Here is a 16,321-nt window from a genome sequence, read left to right as displayed (position 1 = left end):
CGAGAACGATCCGCGACCGCAGAGCCAACGCCTGCGCAGTCGAGCGCCGACGCACCCAACCCTCAAGCACGGCCCGCTGGGCATCAGTTACCGACAACGGCGGGATCTTCGGTCCAGGACGACTCACACTCAACCAACGACGAAACTCCGACTCAGGTCACTAGACCTGCTGCGGCTGGCCTCAGCCAACTACGAGCAGCACATTGCCGCCCGCGGCAACGAGGCCCGCGAGGTGATCGGCGTCGGCTTCCGCTTGCCCGACCCCCGCCAGAGGCTCCCCTACCTGGTGACGCGGAAGGCGAACCCGGTCTTCCAGTTCGCCGAAGCGCTCTGGTACCTGGCCGGCCGCCGAGACCTGGAGATGATCGGCTACTACGCGCCGTCCATGCGCTCCAGCTCCCCCGACGGTGTCAACCTGGGCGGTTCAGCCTACGGCTACACCCTCTTCAACCCTGCCGATGGCGACACCATTTCGCCGTTCGACCGTGTCCTGGAACTGCTGCGCACGGAGACCGACAGCAAGCGCGGGTACCTTCCGGTCTTCTCCGCCGCCGAGCTGGCCGTCAGCGACAACGCTGACATGGCGTGCCTGGCCGGGCTGCACCTGCTCGCCCGCGACGGACACCTCCACATGGTGTGCCACATGCGGGCCAACGACCTGGACTGTGGCCTGCTCAGCGACGTGTTCAGCTTCACGATGATCCACGAGTATGCCGCCGTTCAGCTCGGCCTGGAGCTGGGGACGTACACCCACTTCATCGGCTCGGCGCACGTCAACGACCGGAATGCCGAGCGCGTCAACAAGGTGCTGAACGAGGCGGATGTTCGCCGCCACCCGCAGCACTTCCCCTTCCCGGCCATGTCGCAGGAGACCAACCCCACCACCATCACCAGGGTCCTCGAACACGAGGAGCTGTTGCGTACGAACAAAGCCCAGTACAGCGGGGACGACATCGCGGGCCTCGACGTGGACGCCTACTGGCAACAGGCCGTGCTTCTCTTCGAGGTGTACCGGCAGATCACGCACGACCAGACCGACACCGTGAGCCGTGACGTGCTCGCTGCGTTGCACCCCGGCCTGCGCTGGCTCCTCGGGCATCGCTGGCCAGCGTGCGCGACCGCCGGGGGCGAGCAGTGAGCCGGAAGCCGCCGAGCGGCGCCGTGGTGGACGGCATCGACTTCGACCGCTGGGTCGTCATTCTGTGCAAGCCGGACGCCGTGGAGCGTGGTCTGGTCAACCACGTCCTCGACAGGATCGCGCGGTCCGGCGTCTCAGTGCTGGGCCGCATGGACCTTGTGGCCGAATCCTGGCAAGCCCACGTCGTCTACCGAGACATGCTGGCCGACCCTGGCCGTCGTCCGCCGGACATGCCAGGACACATCAACGCCGCGTACACCGGACGCCCGGTGGCCGTCGCCTTCGCCCACGGCGGAACCGACATTCACGCCCGACTGCGACGCCTTCTTGGCCACACCGACCCCGCCCAGGCCGTGGCCGGCACGATCCGGGGCGACCTCGGCGAGGACAGCCTTGAAGCCGCACTCGCGGAGAAGCGGCTCGTACGCAACCTCGTGCACACCTCCGACGACCCCGACGCGGCCCGCCGCGACTTCGGCACGTGGTACGGGCCGGGACGGGCGCTGAAGGTATCGGACTTCAACCGGTGCTCGGTCATCCTGTGCAAGCCGGACGCGGTCGAACGGGGCCTCGTCGACGCTGTGCTGGAACGCATCGCAGCCGTGGGGGCCACCGTCACCAACCGGCGCGAGGTCACCGTGCAACCGTGGCAGGCCCACGTGCACTACTGGGACCTGCTCGTGGATCGCGACTGGTTCCCCGACCGGGACATCCCCGCGTGCCTGGAGGAGGCGTACGCAGGACGGCAGGTCACTGTCGCTCTCGCGCATGGCGATCCCGGCGTGCACGCCCGGCTGCGTGACCTGCTGGGCCACTTCGACCCCACTCGGGCCGCACCGGGCACGATCCGCGGCGACCTCGGCGAAGACGGCCTTGAAGCCGCGCTCGCGGAGAAGCGGCTCGTACGCAACCTCGTGCACACATCCGACGACCCTGACTCGGCTCGTCGCGACTTCGGCACGTGGTACGGCGCAGGCCGCCGCGACCTGCTGGCCCCACCGTTCCCGGCGCAAAGTGCGCCGGCCGACGCCTGACCTCCCCAGACCTGGAGACCTTGATGAGCACTCCCACCTCTGTCCCTCGTCGTGCTTTACCCATCCTGTCCACGAACAAGATCGGCAGCCTCAAGCCGGAGCTTGCGGACGTGATCGAGTACCGCAAGTCCGGTCTGTCGCTGAACTGGATCGTCGGCTGTCCGCTGGACTGCGGGTACTGCGTGCGGCACCTCTTCGACAACTTCGAGATGAAGGTCCCGCGGCGTCTGATGAGCGACGAGGACGCGGCCACCCGCCTGATCACCCATCCGTACTTCAGGGCGCACAAGACGCCTATCCAGCTCCTGAACCGGGCCACCGACCCCATGCTGCCCGTGGTAAAGCCCCACCTGTTCACTGTGCTGAGGAAGCTGGACGAGCAGGGCCTGACCAACCATGTCCTGATCATCACCCGGTGGCGGGTGGCCCCCGACGATTGCGCCGTCCTCAACAGCTTCGAGAACTTACGTCTGACCGTCCTGGTGACGCACTCGCACATCTCGAATCCGAAGATCGAGCCGGTGGACTCTCACATCGCCGCGGAGAGCCTGCGCACCCTATACGAGCACGCCGAGCGCTACCGCACCGTGCTGTACTGGCGGCCCATCGTGCCCGGCCTCAACGACTCCGACGCCGACCTCGCTCGGGCCTGCGAGCTCTCCCAGTACGCGCACGCCACTGTCTTCACGGGGCTGTTCTTCCGCAAGGAGATCGCCGCATACTACGAGGCACACGGTCTGCCGATGCCGTACGACGAGACGGCCCGACGCAAGATCATGCCGGAAGTCGCCGAGCAGCGCGTACTCGACGCCTTCGAGAAGGACGGCTCTTGGGGCGCCCTGTTCCGTAAGACCTCCTGCGGCGTGGCATACGCCCACGGCGAGGCCGACTACAACGGGCACTACGGCATCAAGGAACTGTGCGATATCTGCCCGCCCGAGCAGATCGCGAAGTGCCAGGCAGCCTGGGTCAAGCCGGACTTGACGACCGTCACCCAAGAAGCGCGAGGACTCGGCGCGACCAGCCCGGTCGAGGTCAACGAGCGTGCAATTGTCGTCGAGGGACTGGACGAGCCGCCGCGCTACTACCTCCAGCACGGATTCGGCTACCAGTGCCACGACCGAGACAAGCCCCACCACTACCGCCGGCACGGTCGAGCCGTCATCGGCTGGCAGGCGGAGGACGGAACCCCACCAGCATGAACTTCTCCTCTTGGCCCACGCTGCTCGTCGTCGACGTCGAGGGCAACGGCACCAACCCACCCGACCTGGTCGAGGTCGCTGCCCTGCCCGTACGCCAGGGGCAGCCAGACACGAGCACTGCGGGGGCGTGGCTGACGAAGCCACGGCGCCCTGTCACGCCCTTCGCTGCTCGAGTTCACGGCCTGACCAATCAGCGGCTGGAGCGCGAGCCGGGCTGGGAGGAGATCGCCGACCAGGTCCACGCGCTCCTGGGCGAGTCGTGGATCTGTGCCCACAACGCGCACGTGGACTACAAGGTGCTGTCGACGCACCTTCCACGATGGCACCCGGCCGGGGTGCTCGACACGCTCCGGCTGGCCAGGGCCACCTACTCCGGCCTGCAGAAGTACACCCTCGACGCATTGATCGAACACGTCCAGCCGAACCTGAACGCGGCCCCGCAGCAGCGACACCGCGCCACGTACGACGCCTTCGCCACGGCGCAGCTCCTCATCGCCATGGCCACCCACTACGAGACCTGGGACCAGCTCGTCGCAGCGGCCGTGCCGCCAGGCCTGCCTGGCGCCCCCGAACCAGAGAAGGACCCGACCCTGTGGTGAATTCCCAACCGATCTGTATCGGGGTGCTCGGCACCCACTCGACCGGCAAGACGACGTTGCTGAAGCGGATAGAGATGGAGCTGCGCGGCCACGGGGTGACTGTGGCCCGCACGGGCCGCCTCGCCAAGCGTGCCGCCGGCATCGGCCTTCCGAAGATGACCCAGCACACCACGGCGTCCACCGAGTGGATCATCACCCAGGGCATCGCCGACGAGATCGCCGCCGCGACTGCGGTGGGCGCCGAAGTGGTCCTCGCCGACCGGGCCTCCCTGGACGCGCTTGCCTACCTTCACGCGGCGCTCGACTACCGCGGCGAACGCTGTGAGCAGCTGGAGTGCGAGCGTCTACGGCTCCTCGTGGCCACGCAGTTGCCGAAGTACGACCTGCTCCTGGCCACCGTTCTCGACGAGTCCGTACCAGTCGGCGAGGGTCACGACTACGACGCCCGATACCGGCTCCTGGTGAACCAGCACGTTCACAGCCTCCTCGCTGACGACGCGATCCCGCACTACCGGGTCACCAGTGACCGCAACAGCCAGACTCGGGCCGTCCAGCACGCCCTTGAGGTTTGTCTTCAGGAGGCCGCCGTATGACCGCCACGCCGCCTGCGGGCACCATCACCATCGCCGGGAAGTTCGTCTCCCGACTCGGGTTCGGCACCATGCGCCTGACCGGCCCCGGCATCTGGGGAGACCCGCCCGACCGCAACTGCGCGATCAGCGTGCTCCGACAGGCCGTGCACACCTACGGGATCACGCACATCGACACCGCGGACGCCTACGGCCCCCACACCGTCGAGCATTTGGTCCGCGAAGCCCTCCACCCCTACCCGGAACACGTTCTGATTGCCACGAAGGTCGGCATGCTCCGCCCCACCCCGGATGTGTGGGCGCCGCACGGCCACCCGGCGTACCTCCGGGCATGTGTCGACGCGAGCCTGCGTCGTCTCGGTGTTGAACGGCTAGAGCTGTGCTACCTCCACCGCATTGACCGGGAAGTCGCCCTCGACGATCAAATCGCCGTCCTGCAGGCCCTGCAGGACGAAGGCAAGATCGGGCACATCGGTCTGTCGAAGGTCGCCCCCGACGACATTCGCCAGGTGGGCAAGGAACTCACCGTCGCAGCCGTGCAGAACGTCCTCAACATGAGCGACCACTTCGACCCGGCCCTGGAACTCTGCCGAGACCTGGGCATCCCGTATGTGCCGTACCGGCCGTTCGACGCCGGCACCCTGGCCCGTGCGCACGGAGTCCTCGCCCCTCTCCACTGGCTGCTCAGCCTCGGGCGCCACGTGGCCCCGATCCCCAGCACCAGTCAGCCTCAGCACCTCGAACAGATCGTCGCCGCTGTGACAGGCGAAGTCTGATGCCCACAATTGCAGCTCCTGTCATTCCCGCTGCTCGCAGCACCGATCCTGCTCCTGCTCGGAAGGCGGTCCCGTACGAAAACTGGCGGCCGCCAATCGTCGTGGTGACCTTGCTGGTCCCCGTGGGGGCAGACAAGCTGGTCGTCGCTGACCTCCTCGGTAGCATCATGATGCCCACCGGAACCGTGCAAGGTGGGCAGACCCCACAACAGGCCGCCCATGACGTTCTTCGTGGCGTTCCGGACGGTCTCCCTCTTCTGCGGCGCGTCGCCCTGGCCTGGGTGCAGTTGCGGCGCAGGAAGGTCATCACGCACGTACTGGCGACGACTGAGCCGATGACCCGCGAGGATGCCAAGCACCTCATCTACCGCGACCCGCGGGCAGATGTACGCGTACTGCCCACCATGAGCGTCGTCGACGGACTACCGGGGAAGGGGCGGCTGCGGCTCATGGTCGGACTGCAGGCCCTCGCCACAGGTGAGACGGCCTACATCGAAGGACACGTGGTGCGTCCCTACGCACCACCATGCCTCCTCCCAGAAGTCCCCGTCTATGGCAACGCAGCCGCCTAGGCGGAGGGGCTCAGATGGGGGTCGCCGGTCCAGCCGTGAGGTCGTTCCACAGGTGTCCTCCGGCGTGGGCGTCCTCGAGCAGCGGGAACCGGGTGCCCGGACAGCTGCTGGGGGGTAGATCGTCCGCCGGGACGCCGTACATCTCGGTGTACAGGGCAAGCAGGAACGCACTGTCGGCGCCCATCGTGCGTCGGCCAGTCACCGGCGCGGCCAGCTGGGGCCCGGGAGGGCGTGGGCGCCCACCAGCCGGCCGGGTGGCGTCGTAGCGGTACAGCGTGGGGTTGTTGAGGTTGACGACGGACGGGCGGCGGACGTCCTCGGAGATCTCCAGACGGCTCAGGCTCTCCTTGCCCGTCTCAGAGAGGTAGGCGTCGTCGGCGTCCCGGCCGCCCTCGCGCCGCAGTCAGCCCAGTCAATATCGAATGTCAGCACGATCCATCACCCACACGGGCGCCAACAGTGCACTGTTGAAGGTCAGTTGGCCTACGGTCCCGCACGGAGCACCCCGCGGAAGAACTCCAACGGCCAGGCGCTTCGGCCTTCGCCGCCAACTGGACACACGAGAGGGAAGTCATCAATGACCATCGGCGCAGCGCCAGCACACCAGCAAGCCGAAGAAGCGCTCGTGGATGTCTTCACACCCCCTCCCCCGACCGACCCATTCCCGCTGTACGAGACGCTGCGGTCCGTGAACCGGGTGCATTACAGCCCCACGCTCAGAATGTGGGCACTGACCGGGTACGACGAGGTCACCGAGTTCCTGCGTTTGCCCGACGTCCACAGCGGCGCCCGTGCCGCCACGGTCAGGCATGAGGACTGGCCCGACCATTCGTCCCTACGTCTATTCATGAACACCATGTCGGCCCTCAACCAGCCCGATCACCGCCGCATCCGCGGCCCGGCCAGCCACCCTTTCACTCCTGGCAGGATCGAGAAGATGCGGTCCGTGGTACAGCGAGTGGCAGACGGCTTCATCGACGACCTCATCGAGCGGGCGGCCGGCGGCGAGCCCGTCGACCTCGTCGAACGGCTGGCCACGCCTCTTCCCATCGCGGTCGTCTGCGACATTCTCGGCATTCCGTTCGAGGACGGTAAGCGCCTCTGGAGGCTGGGCGACATCCGGTCATTGGTCCTCCCTGCCGCCTACGGCGAGGAAGACCTGGCGCGAGCCAATACGGCCGCCGAGGAGCTGGTCGGGTACTTCCGGGAGGCGGTCACCACACCGCACCAGCCTGGGCGATGACCTGCCGTCCTAGGAATCCGGCAGGAGCCGTCTCGACGAGGATGAACTGCTCGCTCAGGTCGAACTCGTGTTCACGGCGGGCTTCGCGGGCACCACGAACCTGATCGCGACCGGCATGGTCTCGCTCATGGAGCACCCCGACGAGCTGAATCGCTGGCGCGCGGACAAGAGCATCACGCCGTCGGCCGTCGAGGAACTGCTGCACTACACCACCCACACCACCACATCGAGTCGGCTCACCACGCGGCCGGTCACCATCGGCGGAACCGAGATTCCGGAGGGTGCCCTCGTCCTGGCACTGCTCGCCGCCGCCAACCGCGATCCGGCCCGGTTCCCCGACCCGCATCGCCTGGAGCTCACTCGGGACGACGGTCCGCACCTCAGCTTCAGCGCCGGAGCCCACCACTGCTTCGGGGGCAGCCTCGCGCGCATCGAGGGTGCCGGGGTTCTCCCGAGGCTGATCGAAGCCTTCCCGAGGATCGAGCCGGCCGAGGCTCCTGAGTTCCGTTCCCTCTACGGCATTACCGGCTATACGAAACTGCCCCTTTACCTCGGTCGCTGACCGACAGCTGCACCGTCTCTTTTCGGACCACTTTCTCCCGGAAGCCGGAAGACCGGGCCGAACGGCGGCGCTGCCGGAGTCGGTGCCCCCGTTCGGTTCACGAACCAGTCCGGAGAAGTGCACGAGGGACACAGCCGTCTCCACCGATCCATCGTAAACCAGGACCACAAGGCTTCAAAATCCATCACATCGCGCGGTTTTCATCAGCCTCCTCACTCTTTCGAGTGATTCCGGGGAGGCGCCCGAACAACTATTCGGTGGCTTGATTGCGATCAGAAGTGCAATTCCCACTTGAAACTCAATGGCCTCGCGGTGTGCACTCCGACAGACCGGCCCCCACGGCTTCGGCCGGTTCCCGCGACTTCGAGAAAGGTTCCAGGAATGGCAACGATGAACAACGTTGAGCAGCGATCGGACTTCTGGTTCTCCCATCTTGACCGCGACGGCAACGGCGCGATCACGGCTGCCGACTTCGCGCATCTGGGCGCTCAGTTCGAAAGCCTCTTTCCGCAGGCGGACCCGAAGAAGCTCCAGGCAGTGAAGCAGGAGTACGCAACCCTCTGGGACCAGCTGGCCGCCACAGCGAACTCCGACGGCGACGACCGCGTCACCCGCGAGGAGTTCCGCGCGGCACTGGAGAACGGCTCACGTGCAGGCTTCGAGCATGCCGCAGAGCGCGCGGCGCTTGAGTTCTCGCTGGCCGACACCAACGGTGACGGCCAGCTCGACCTCCAGGAGTTCACCAAGATCATCCAGATCTACGGCCACGGCAGTGATGTGGCCGAGCAGCTGATGAACGTGATGGACACCGACGGCGACGGCCTTGTCTCGCGCGACGAATGGCAGAAGGCCATGGTCGAACACCTCATCGGCCGCGACCCGTTCGCTTCCGTCTCCTGAGACCGCAGTAGAAAGGCCGCCGAAGCGGCTTCCCAGGACCGCCCATCGCGCTTCGAGGGGCGGTCCTTTGGCTCTCCAACGAGGGCCATGGACGCCATCGAACCCGCGTTGCATGAATGCACTGAACAACTGCTTCGTCCAAGCACCACCGCGTCGGACGGTCCTGCGCTCCTCGTCGGAGCCCCACCAGTCTCTCGACAGGTGCGCTCGCATCTGAGCCGGCGCCTGCTCGGCCAGGGTGTTTCATTTCGAACAGGCTGGCGCAGGGAGCGGTGCGTCACGCTCCCCCAAGGCGGAGAAGCTGGCCCGGCGATACAAGTACCCGCGGGCCGTGCGAGCCGAGGCTGGCGTGGACGGAGGAGGGCACCATCCGAGAATGAGCCATCAGCCAACGAGATCGGCTTGTGCCTGTCCGGACCCGCAGTGGACGGGAGGCCATCCTCATCGGCCAGGCACTGGTGACGAGGACTTCGCCATCGAAGCGGAAATTATTTCGTCGCGTTGTTTTCCGCCGAGGCGAGTATCGGTACCGGACAGCATCTCGCCCGAGGCCCCTGCATCAGCATTACCCTCAACCGAAACACGCGTCGTCTCCCACTTCGATGCAGTTACACGATCGCGTCCACCCGAGGCTCCGCCGAAACGATCAGTGACCAGCACTGACCGCACAAGGCACTCACGCGCATTCACGCAATGGTGGTTTCTGATCACCCATGACCTTCTCTCACTCAAATGGCGACTAAATATCGCCATGAAATCCTCGCAATGAGAAGTCCGCTACCATTTCGAGATGACTGGGGAGACAACCCAGCCTCGCGATGCGCATGCCAGCAGGGGGGAAATTCAGCGATGTTCGTGGAGCGAGCAGAGGTTCTCGAACAACTCGACGACCTACTAATTCAGACCGCGCAAGGGAGCGGGGGAGTTGCCGCCATCAGTGGCTTGACTGCGATGGGAAAGACCACGGTGCTCAATACCATGGTGGAACGGGCTACCATGGCCAAGAGCATGGTACTCAGCGTAGTGAGTTCTCCCCAGGACCGCGGCGTCCCCTATAGCGCACTCACCCAGCTCCTCCATTCCATGGACGCGAAAATCCCGAACAATCGAGCTCCGGACATCGGGGGGCCGCGCCGCGGATGTCTCGTCGGCGCGGCAGACGTGATCGGCGCTCTCCCCCCGTCGGTGCCCCATGACCACCCTTTGATCGTCGCGCAGCAGATACACCGGATCATCGCCGATAGGGCAGTTCACCGTCACCTGGTGATCACGGTGGACGACATCCAACACACAGACGAAGCCACGCTCACCTGCCTGAACTACCTCGCACAGCGATTGGCTCAACTTTCGCTCGCACTTGTGTTCACGCACGACACCCCCGTCGACAAGCAGTCGTCCATCCTGGACGATCTTCTGTATCGGACAAACGTGCGGCGTTTCCATTTGGGGCCGCTCTCACGCGCGGGCATCGGGCAGCTTGCCACGAGTCGCTTCCCTTCGATCCCTGCGGACGGGTTCATCGCCGAGCTTCACGCTCTGACTGGCGGGAATCCACTGCTCGTCCAAGCACTCATCGAAGATCACAGGCTACGCGGCCCGCTCCAACCGAGCACCGAGCACGTCCCGGAGCCCAGTGTCCCCTGTGTCGATCCCCCGATTCCCGGGGAAGGACTGTCAACGGGACACGTCTTTCACCAAGCGGTTCTCGCGTGTCTGCACCGGCTCGGCACCCGTGCGGTCCACCTCGCCCGGTGCGTTGCCCTACTGGACGAAGCGGCCACCCCGCTCCTGGTCAGCCGGTTGAGCGGCATCGATGTGGAGCTGGTCAAACGCCACCTCTGGCTGCTTGCAGGTATCGGTGTACTGGATGGAGCGCTGTTACGGTGCGCGCACGTTCGACAAGCGATCCTCGGCGAGATGCCGCACGACGAGGCCACCAAACTGCGCTATCGCGCTGCTCGCCTGCTCTACGACAGCGGAGCACCGCATCAGGCCGTCGCCACGCACCTGCTCGACATCGATCCACTGTACGAGGGCTGGGTGGTACCTGTCCTCCAGGAGGCTGCCCGCCAGGCCCTGGCCGACGGTGACGCTCAGCAGAGCAGTCGGTACCTGGCACTGGCCCGGGAGTGCTGCGCAGACGAGACGGAGCGCCTCTCGTTGAAGACTCGCTTCGCCGCCACCCAATGGCAGCTCCGGCCCGCCGGGTCCGCCCAGCACTTCCTCAATCTCAAAGCGCCCGTCCTTGAAGGAAGATTGACGGGAGCCGACGCCCTGCAGGTCGCCGAGGGCCTGATGTTCCACCTTGACTTCGACAACGCCCTGGAGATCATCGATTACGTCAACAACGGCGAGGAGGAAGCAACACCAGCGCTGAACGGCACCCGACTGTACATGGCTTCGGAGTTCCTGGGCATGCTCGGCCGGCCTCGCCGTCCTCTTCCGACGACCGACGTCTCGGCCACATCCATCTCCGAGCTACGCTCCCGGCAAGCCCTGGCACGCGCCATCGAGCGCGGTGCCGACGAGTACGCCATCGCTTTAGCCGAACAGGTGCTCCAGGGTTGCCAGACGCCGTCCGCATGGCAGCTCAAGGGCCTGCTGGCGGCGCTGCTTACCCTGTGCTACGCAGATCAACTCTGCGCCGCCGCCAAGTGGTTCGAGGTGCTTGACCCCAAAGTTCACAGATATACGGAGTCGGCCTGGCAGGGGCTACTCAAATCCGCCGGCGCACTCATTTCGCTGCGTCGCGGGCACCTGGCCGACGCCACGAGCCTGGCGGAGGAGGCCTACGCCAGGCTTTCCGGACCCAGGTGGAACGTCAGCAGCGCGATGGCCCTGGCAATCCTTGTGGAGTCGCACACTGCTATGGGCCACCATGAGGCCGCTGCCAGGTACTTGGCGTCCGAACCGCCACCCGAGTTGTTCCTCACGCGCGCGGGCCTTCATTACCTGTACGCACGGGGTCGCTACCACCTGGAGACCGGCAATACACACATGGCACTGTCCGACTTCCTGGAGTGCGGCACGCTGATGCGGCGCTGGAAGATCGACACGCCCACAGTGGCACCTTGGCGCTTGGGCGAAGCCGAAGCGTGGTTGCGTCTGGGTGAGCCGGACCGGGCGACCCGCGCCGTCAAAACGCAGCTCGCGAAGTCGGACACTGGGCTCACACGATCACGGGGGATGGCCCTCCGCGTCTGGGCCCTCGTCCAGCCGACGGCCAAGCAGCCCTCCATCCTGCAGGAGGCGTTCAGTTTGCTGGATGTCGCCGGCGCACGGGATGAAGCCACCACGAGCCTGGCCGACCTGAGCCGCGCGTACCACGAGCTCGGCGAAAACACCCGGGCACGGCAGACCGCACGGCGAGCGTGGCAGCTGGCCAAGAGCTGCGGGGTGGAGTCCAAGTACCGCTCCCTGCTTCCGGCATCCGTGCCCAGAGCGCGGGTCGCGACGAGCGGTGCCGCAGGTCCCAGCGGCAGTGACCACGACAAGAATCAGGGAGCCTTCGACGATCTCAGTGAATCGGAACGGCGCGTCGCCATACTCGCCGCTCAGGGTTATGCCAACCGCGAGATCGCCGAGAAGCTGTTCATCACGGTCAGTACCGTGGAACAACATCTGACCCGCGTCTACCGCAAGATGAGCATCAGGAATCGTGGTCAGCTCTTGGAGGTTGCCAGCTTCCAAAGCGCCTGACCCGTTGTGAACTCGCAAGCCTGCCGTGGTGACGTCCCAGCGCCGCAGGGAGGGCGGGGCCTTCGGTGCGCCTCCTCGCACACCGGCTGCCGGAATCCTCTGCTGCCTCCCGGATGTCGGTCCAACGCTCCTAGCTGGCCGCGCGCCGTCGGCCGCTACTGCCGCGCTCGTGTTCACACCCCCGCTGGCCAGCGACTCCTCGCCCTAGCCGCCCGTGTCTGGCACAACTGGACCGCCGAAACCCAGGACAGATGACGCGCCCCGTCTACTCCAAGAATCGGGCTTCTTCCTCTAGGGGGCGATACGGGTAGCTAGGACCCTGCGATGAGGTTGACGATCTCCACCGAAGAGCGGCGCCGGTGGTTGCCGACGTTGTCGACGCGTGCGATGAGGGAGGCACTCGCCCCCATGACGAGTGATCGTTTTTACGGTACTGATGCCATCGCCATCACCGGTATGTCGTGTCGCCTCCCCCAAGCGCCAGACGTCGGTGCTTTCTGGGAGTTGCTGCGTGCGGGTCGCAGCGCGATCACTGAGGTACCCGGGGGCCGCTGGGATCCGGACGCGGCACTGCCGGACATGTCTGAGCCGCACCGCGCCGGACTGCGGTACGGCGGGTTCCTGGATCGCGTGGACGAGTTCGACGCGGCGTTCTTCGGTATCTCTCCGCGCGAGGCCGTGGCCATTGATCCGCAGCAGAGAATGTTCGCCGAGCTGGCCTGGGAAGCCCTGGAGGATGCGAGGATCGTGCCCGAAGCGCTGCGCGGCACCGCGACGGCCGTCATCGTCGGGGCGCTCGACGGCGACTACGCCGCGCTGGCTCGGCGTGGCGGCGCGGTGACGCAGCACTCGCTCCCCGGGCTGAACCGCGGCGTCATCGCCAACCGGGTCTCCCATGCGCTGGGGCTGCGCGGCCCGAGCCTGGCTGTCGACTCCGCGCAGTCGTCGTCGTTGGTGGCCGTGCACCTGGCGGTGGACAGTCTGCGCAAGGGCGAGTCCACACTGGCGCTGGTCGGCGGTGTGGCACTCAACTTCGCTGCCGAAAGCGCTGAAGTAGCCGGGCGGTTCGGCGGGCTGTCGGCGGACGGCCGCTGCTTCACCTTCGACTCGCGGGCAAACGGCTACGTGCGCGGCGAAGGCGGTGGGGTCGTCGTCCTGAAGCCGTTGGCGCGCGCGATGAGCGACGGCGATGCGGTGTACGGGGTTGTCCTGGGCAGCGCGGTCAACAACGACGGCGCCACCGAAGGCCTCACCGTTCCCAGCGCCGAGGCCCAGGCGGCGGTCCTGCGGGGAGCCTGTGAAGACGCGGGCGTGGATCCGGCACGGGTGGGCTATGTGGAGCTCCACGGTACAGGCACCCCAGCGGGCGACCCGGTGGAGGCGGCAGGCGTGGGCGCTGTGTACGGCAGCGCCCGTCCTGATGGCTCCCCCGTCCTCGTCGGCTCGGCCAAGACGAACGTCGGGCACTTGGGCGGCGCGGCCGGAATCGTCGGACTGATCAAGACGGCACTGAGCATCCGGCACCGGCAGATCCCGGCCAGCCTCAATTACGAGGCCCCGAATCCGCGCATCGACACCGAAGCGTTGAACCTGCGCGTCCAGACCCTTTGCGGCCCATGGCCGGGGGCCCAGGTGCTGGCCGGAGTGAGCTCCTTCGGTGTGGGCGGGACGAACTGCCACGTCGTGCTCGGTGAGGCCCCGGCGCAGAACGCTCCCGAGTGCGACGAGCCGCAGGAGAGCGAGCCGCAGCTCCCGCTGGTGCCCTGGCTGGTGTCGGGGCGCACAGCGCCGGCCCTTCGTGCCCAGGCCGGGCGGTTGCTCGAGAAACGGAGCGCGGGCGCCGACGCGTTCGATGTCGGCTGGTCGCTGGCCGGCACGCGCACACACTTCGAGCGCCGGGCCGTCGCCCTTGGCCCTGACCACGAAGCGCAGTTGGAGGCGTTGCGCGCCGGGGTCGATTCACCGGGGCTTATCACGGGGGGCGCGGGTGACCACGGAAAAGTCGCCCTGGTGTTTCCGGGACAGGGTTCGCAGTGGGACGGCATGGCGTGCGAGTTGCTGCGCACGTCGGCGGTCTTCCGCGCATCAATCGAGTCCTGCCACGACGCGTTCGCCCCATACCTCGACTGGTCGTTGCTCGACACGCTCACCAGCGCGCCCGGTGCGCCGTCCCTCGATCGCACGGACGTCGTCCAGCCCACCCTGTTCGCCGTGATGGTCTCGCTCGCGAGGGTGTGGGAGTCGCTCGGCGTGCGGCCGGGCGCGGTGGTCGGGCACTCGCAGGGTGAGGTCGCGGCGGCGCACATCGCGGGGGCGCTCAGCCTGGAGGACGCCGCCAGGATCGTGGCGCTGCGCAGCCAGGCCATTATGACGCTGGCCGGCACCGGGGCCATGGCGTCGGTACCGCTGCCGGCGCCCCGGGCCGCCGAATATCTCGCTCCGTTCGGAGAGAAGCTGAGCATCGCGGCCGTCAACGGGCCCGGCACCACGATCGTGACCGGCTCCTCCGAGGCCGTCGCCGGGCTGCTTACCCGATGCGAAAGGGACGGGATCCGCTCGAAGGCCGTGCCCGTGGACTTCGCCTCGCATTCGCCGGATGTCGAGGGCGTACGGGAACGGTTGCTGGAGCAGTTGGCCGGCGTGAATCCGCGTGCGTGCGACACCGTGTTCTACTCGACCGTCACCGGCTTCGCCGTCGACACCACCTCGCTGGACGCCGCGTACTGGTACGCCAATCTCCGTCAGCCCGTGCTCTTCGAGAGCGCGCTCAGGACGATGGCCGAGGCGGGGTTCGGCACGTTCGTGGAGTCGAGCCCACATCCCGTTCTCACCCTCGGACTGCGAGAGACACTGCCGGACGCGCTGGTCGTCGGTTCACTGCGGCGCAACGCCGCACCGTGGCCGTTGGTGATGGCGTCCTTGGCGGAGCTTCACGTACACGGCGTTCCCGTTAACTGGTCCGCCGTGTTCACCGGGCGGGCCCCCCGCCGTGTGCCATTGCCCACCTACGCGTTCCAGCGCGAGAGCTACTGGCCGGATGCCTCCACCACGTTCGAGCCAGACACGCGCTCCATCGTCCGGCACCTCGTGGAGGAGCCTGCGGCGACCGCCACACAGAGCCCGACGTGGCGGGACCGGCTCGCCAGACTGCCGGAGGACGAGCGTCATGGTCAGGCGCTGGAGCTGGTGCGGTTGCAGACGGCGATGGTGCTCGGCCATCTGACCACGGACACCGTGGGGGCCCACCGGTCGTTCCGCGAGCTCGGCATGGACTCGCTGTTGGCGGTCCAGCTCCGCACAAAGCTGTCGGATGCGACCGGGCTGGTGTTGCCAGACACCATCGTTTACGACTATCCGAGCCCGTCGCGACTGGCGTGTCGGCTGGTAGAGCTGGTGCTGGGAAACGAGGGGCCGACCGGTCTGCCCGCAGCGTCTGGGATGTCGTCGGCCGTGCACGCCGACGACCCGGTCGTGATCGTTGGCATGGCCTGCCGCTACCCGGGCGGTGTCGCTTCTCCCGAGGACCTGTGGCGGCTGGTCGATGAGGGCGTCGATGCGATCGGTCCCTTCCCCAGGGACCGCGGATGGGACCTGGAGGGCCTGTACGACCCGGAACCCGGCGTGCCGGGCAAGAGCTACGCGCGGCACGGCGGATTTCTCAACGAAGTCGCCGGTTTCGACGCGGAGTTCTTCGGCATCAGTCCCCGCGAGGCGGCGGCGATGGACCCGCAGCAACGCATGCTGCTGCAGACCTCCTGGGAGGCTTGCGAACGCGCCGGGATCGATCCGGACAGGCTGCGCGGCAGCAGCACCGGTGTGTTCGTGGGCGCGATGGCTCAGGAGTACGGCCCGCGACTTCACGAGGGCGACAACGGAACGGGGGGCTATCTGCTCACCGGCAATGCCCTGAGCGTGGCTTCGGGGCGTGTGGCATACGCCTTCGGGCTGGAGGGCCCGGCAGTGACGGTCGACACCGCCTGCTCCTCCTCCCTCGTCGCCCTCCACC

At 66.9% G+C, this 16,321-nt stretch carries 12 protein-coding genes; all 12 read left to right on the top strand.

What is annotated here, in order from left to right; genetic code table 11:
- Positions 1-1,138: thymidylate synthase (locus tag ACZ4S3_RS12805; protein WP_467931498.1), on the top strand; the 1,138-nt coding region annotated here is incomplete at its 5' end.
- Positions 1,135-2,172 (top strand): nucleoside-diphosphate kinase, encoded by a 1,038-nt coding sequence (locus ACZ4S3_RS12800; RefSeq protein ID WP_467931493.1) that lies wholly within the window; start codon positions 1,135-1,137, stop codon positions 2,170-2,172. The genes ACZ4S3_RS12805 and ACZ4S3_RS12800, both read left to right, overlap by 4 nt.
- A 23-nt stretch (positions 2,173-2,195) precedes the next feature.
- Entirely contained in the window at positions 2,196-3,374 is a 1,179-nt protein-coding gene (locus ACZ4S3_RS12795) for a radical SAM protein (RefSeq protein WP_467931490.1), read from the top strand.
- The gene (locus ACZ4S3_RS12790) at positions 3,371-3,973 is read left to right on the top strand and encodes a 3'-5' exonuclease (RefSeq protein ID WP_467931485.1); all 603 of its coding nucleotides are present in this window, start codon (positions 3,371-3,373) and stop codon (positions 3,971-3,973) included. Before ACZ4S3_RS12795 ends, ACZ4S3_RS12790 begins: the two co-directional genes overlap by 4 nt.
- Positions 3,967-4,566 (top strand): AAA family ATPase, encoded by a 600-nt coding sequence (locus ACZ4S3_RS12785; RefSeq protein ID WP_467931481.1) that lies wholly within the window; start codon positions 3,967-3,969, stop codon positions 4,564-4,566. Before ACZ4S3_RS12790 ends, ACZ4S3_RS12785 begins: the two co-directional genes overlap by 7 nt.
- Positions 4,563-5,339 carry an aldo/keto reductase gene (locus ACZ4S3_RS12780; RefSeq protein ID WP_467931477.1) on the top strand — a complete coding sequence of 259 codons (777 nt, stop codon included), beginning with the start codon at positions 4,563-4,565 and terminating at the stop codon, positions 5,337-5,339. Before ACZ4S3_RS12785 ends, ACZ4S3_RS12780 begins: the two co-directional genes overlap by 4 nt.
- Before the next feature lie 122 nt (positions 5,340-5,461).
- Positions 5,462-5,911 carry a hypothetical protein gene (locus ACZ4S3_RS12775; RefSeq protein ID WP_467931473.1) on the top strand — a complete coding sequence of 150 codons (450 nt, stop codon included), beginning with the start codon at positions 5,462-5,464 and terminating at the stop codon, positions 5,909-5,911.
- A gap of 577 nt (positions 5,912-6,488) precedes the next feature.
- Positions 6,489-7,154 (top strand): cytochrome P450 family protein, encoded by a 666-nt coding sequence (locus tag ACZ4S3_RS12770; protein ID WP_467931469.1) that lies wholly within the window; start codon positions 6,489-6,491, stop codon positions 7,152-7,154.
- Positions 7,155-7,221: 67 nt separating this feature from the next.
- Positions 7,222-7,716, top strand: coding sequence for a cytochrome P450 (locus tag ACZ4S3_RS12765; protein ID WP_467931465.1), 495 nt, complete (start codon positions 7,222-7,224; stop codon positions 7,714-7,716).
- A gap of 390 nt (positions 7,717-8,106) precedes the next feature.
- The gene (locus ACZ4S3_RS12760; protein WP_467931460.1) at positions 8,107-8,616 is read left to right on the top strand and encodes an EF-hand domain-containing protein; all 510 of its coding nucleotides are present in this window, start codon (positions 8,107-8,109) and stop codon (positions 8,614-8,616) included.
- A gap of 849 nt (positions 8,617-9,465) precedes the next feature.
- The gene (locus tag ACZ4S3_RS12755) at positions 9,466-12,315 is read left to right on the top strand and encodes an ATP-binding protein (RefSeq protein ID WP_467931456.1); all 2,850 of its coding nucleotides are present in this window, start codon (positions 9,466-9,468) and stop codon (positions 12,313-12,315) included.
- Between the two features lie 387 nt (positions 12,316-12,702).
- The coding region (locus ACZ4S3_RS12750) for a type I polyketide synthase (RefSeq protein WP_467931612.1) at positions 12,703-16,321 on the top strand (3,619 nt) is incomplete at its 3' end.

This window comes from Streptomyces sp. NPDC028368, assembly GCF_055565615.1.
The sequence above is the reverse complement of the archived record's forward strand: the minus strand, read 5'-3'. Positions and strand labels throughout refer to the sequence as shown.

Bases quoted from the DNA above. Each gene is read 5' to 3' on its own strand.
- ACZ4S3_RS12795 (WP_467931490.1), top strand. From the start codon at position 2,196: ATGAGCACTCCCACCTCTGTCCCTCGTCGTGCTTTACCCATCCTGTCC.
- ACZ4S3_RS12790 (WP_467931485.1), top strand. From the start codon at position 3,371: ATGAACTTCTCCTCTTGGCCCACGCTGCTCGTCGTCGACGTCGAGGGC.
- ACZ4S3_RS12780 (WP_467931477.1), top strand. From the start codon at position 4,563: ATGACCGCCACGCCGCCTGCGGGCACCATCACCATCGCCGGGAAGTTC.
- ACZ4S3_RS12770 (WP_467931469.1), top strand. From the start codon at position 6,489: ATGACCATCGGCGCAGCGCCAGCACACCAGCAAGCCGAAGAAGCGCTC.
- ACZ4S3_RS12760 (WP_467931460.1), top strand. From the start codon at position 8,107: ATGAACAACGTTGAGCAGCGATCGGACTTCTGGTTCTCCCATCTTGAC.
- ACZ4S3_RS12755 (WP_467931456.1), top strand. From the start codon at position 9,466: ATGTTCGTGGAGCGAGCAGAGGTTCTCGAACAACTCGACGACCTACTA.